This window comes from Streptomyces sp. NPDC059895 (genome assembly GCF_042731035.1).
GTDB lineage: Bacteria > Actinomycetota > Actinomycetes > Streptomycetales > Streptomycetaceae > Streptomyces.
The window spans coordinates 1-2,537 of the sequence record NZ_JBHWKO010000127.1 but is presented as its reverse complement, the minus strand read 5'-3'; the positions used below and the strand labels follow the sequence as shown (position 1 = coordinate 2,537).

Here is a 2,537-nt window from a genome sequence, read left to right as displayed (position 1 = left end):
ACATGTAAGCAACTGTAGTTGACTAACGGAAATAGTCAACCCGAGTTGCTAATGTCTGAGCGGGACGCAGCGATCCCTTCGGAGGCTCGTGAGCACGGGCCTCCCTGTCGTCAAACGAACGAATGACGACAGGAGGTCAGCACGTCCAATGAGTCTTTGCCAGTAACGGATCATGGCGTTGTGTGATCGTTCAGATGGTGCGGCCGTACTCGAGCTGGAGCAGGACGAGGGCTGCGGCGGCGATCTTCGTGATGCGGCTGGGGTCGAGGCTGACCCGGCGCAGGGCTTTGAAGGTCGTCTTGAGCAGGGAGTTGGCGCGCTCGCAGACGCCGTGGATGCCGCGGACGACCTTGTTGTACGCCTTCTGGGCCTCGGTCAGCTCGCCTCCGGCGGGCTTCTTGTACGGGTGGCGGAAGCCGTCGCCGGCGTTCTCGTAGCCGAGGTCGACCAGGGTCGGTATGTGCAGCTCGGCGGCGATCCGGTTGAGGGCGTCGACCAGCCCGTGGTGGCGGGCGCAGGTGGTGTCGTGCTCGCGGCCCGGGCGGACCGGTGAGACCCAGATCGGCCAGCCGTCCGGGGTCGAGATGACCTGCACGTTCCCGCCATGGTGCTTGTGCTTCCCGGACCACCAGAGGTCCGCGCCGTTGGGGCCGGGGGCGGCGACGCGATCCGTGCGGATGACGGTGCCGTCGAGGTTGAGGTGTGTCAGCCCTGCCGCCTTCGCACGTTCCAGCGCAGTCGCGAGGTCCGGTGCCCCGGCCGCCAGAACGGTCAGTCCTTCGTGGAGGTATCGGTAGGCGGTGGAGGCCGACAGGTCGTTGTCGCGGGCGAGTTGGGAAAGGCGGGCGTTGTCGATGAACCAGCGCAGGACGAGCACTGCCTGCCGGAAGCAGCCCAGCGCACGCCTGCCCCTGCGGGTTCTGGCCGCGATGCGGTGGTCGCGCAGCAGCCGGGCCAGGTGCTCGGCGGTGGACCGCTTCACGTCGAGCACCGCGGTGTATGTGACACTGGTCGACACGTGAGGCCCCTCGGTCAGAACAATCCGTCGCAAGATCGTTCCTACCAGGGGCCTTACGCCTGCCCGGACTTGGGTACCGCACGAGCCGCAGCGGAAGCATCGCGATCACAGCGAGCGACGGTCGCTTACCGGGAAAGACTCAATGAACCCGCATAATTCGGGGATTCGCGGCGGCGCGAATCCAATCAGATCCGATGGTGATTTCTGACAGGGTTTGCTGACAGATAGGGTCCGATCCTCCGTCTGAAAGGGGCACTCGGTGGCGAACCTGGTCTACAAGCGGGTCTCGACCGACCAGCAGTCGACCGCCCGGCAGAACCTCGCCCTGGACGAGGCCGGGATCGAGGACCCGGTCGTCTTTGAGGAAGAAGCGGGCACCTCCAGCCGCCTCCACCCGCTCCAGCGCCCGAAGTTCCGCGAGTTGCTCAAGTACGCGAGGCCGGGCGACACCGTGCACATCTCCGCAATGTTCCGCCTCGTGCGCGGCACCGCGCACGTCCTCGACGTGCTCGACGTCCTGCACCGCGACCGCCTCGCCCTGCGTATCCACGACGGCGCGTTCTCCGCGATGGACCTCACCGCCCGCCACCCGCGCACCGGAGAGCTGCTGTCCACGGTGAAGTTCATGGTGCAGACCCTCGCTGCCGCCGGCGAACTCCAACGCGACCTTCAGCGCGAGCTGACCTACGACGGGCTGCGTGCCGCCGAGGCCAAGGGCAGCAAGGGCGGACGCCGCCCGGCCGTCCCAGCCGGGAAGACCGACGACGTGCGCACCGCGTACCTGGAGGGCCGGTCCATCGCCGCCCTCGCCCGCGACCACGACGTCAGCCGGGGCGCCATCCGCACCGCCGTCGCCGATCTCCTGCCCGAGCACACGGCCGTCGCCCTGGGCGCACAGGCCCCGGAGCTGCCGGTCGTCCTCGACATGCCGGGCAAGGTCGCCGACTTCCTCCGCGCCACCAACCTGGAGCCCGCCGTGCGGGCCGCGTTCGACCAGGGCATCACCGTACGACGCGGCCAGGGCTACACCCTGCGCGTCACCGCCGTGCTCTCGATCCACCGCCGACTCCTCGACATCTGCCAGCCGCTCGACGGCACTGCGGCAATCCCGTCACAGCGCAAGGCCCGCCGCGAGTACGCAAACCGCGTCAACCTGCATGCCCCCTCTACTGATCTCGACAGTCAGTCACGTTCTGCTACATGACGGGTAACGGCAGCTTCACGAGTACAGGGCCGTCTTGCCCGTCCAGGGCACCAGGAACGGCAAGGTCGCGAGTTGGCCCCGAACCCACGGAAGCAACTCCGCAGAGCACGACGACGGACCCTTGAGTTCCCACCGAGAACCCTTCAGTTTGCGTGAACTCACGGGACTCTCCGGCCTTGGGGAACATCGGTACAGCCGTTGGCGCTGAGATTGATCATGAGGTCTAGTGCCGCATCAAGCAACGTTTGCCCTGTCGACGACCGCGCGTAGGCGTCGGTCGTCGGCATGGCGGTTTCGCCAGATGATGTAGCGGCG

The 2,537-nt window shown here is 67.0% G+C and carries 2 protein-coding genes and 1 pseudogene; 1 reads left to right on the top strand and 2 read right to left on the bottom strand.

The window, feature by feature from the left end; genetic code table 11:
• Positions 1-190: 190 nt before the first annotated feature.
• Positions 191-1,018 (bottom strand): transposase family protein, encoded by an 828-nt coding sequence (locus ACFV9M_RS41965; protein ID WP_385079871.1) that lies wholly within the window; start codon positions 1,016-1,018, stop codon positions 191-193.
• Positions 1,019-1,277: 259 nt separating this feature from the next.
• Between ACFV9M_RS41965 and ACFV9M_RS41960 the strand changes: the two genes are divergently transcribed.
• Positions 1,278-2,222 (top strand): recombinase family protein, encoded by a 945-nt coding sequence (locus ACFV9M_RS41960; protein ID WP_385079869.1) that lies wholly within the window; start codon positions 1,278-1,280, stop codon positions 2,220-2,222.
• Between the two features lie 234 nt (positions 2,223-2,456).
• Here ACFV9M_RS41960 and ACFV9M_RS41955 read toward each other — a convergent pair.
• A pseudogene (locus ACFV9M_RS41955) lies at positions 2,457-2,537 on the bottom strand (transposase); the annotation flags it as partial.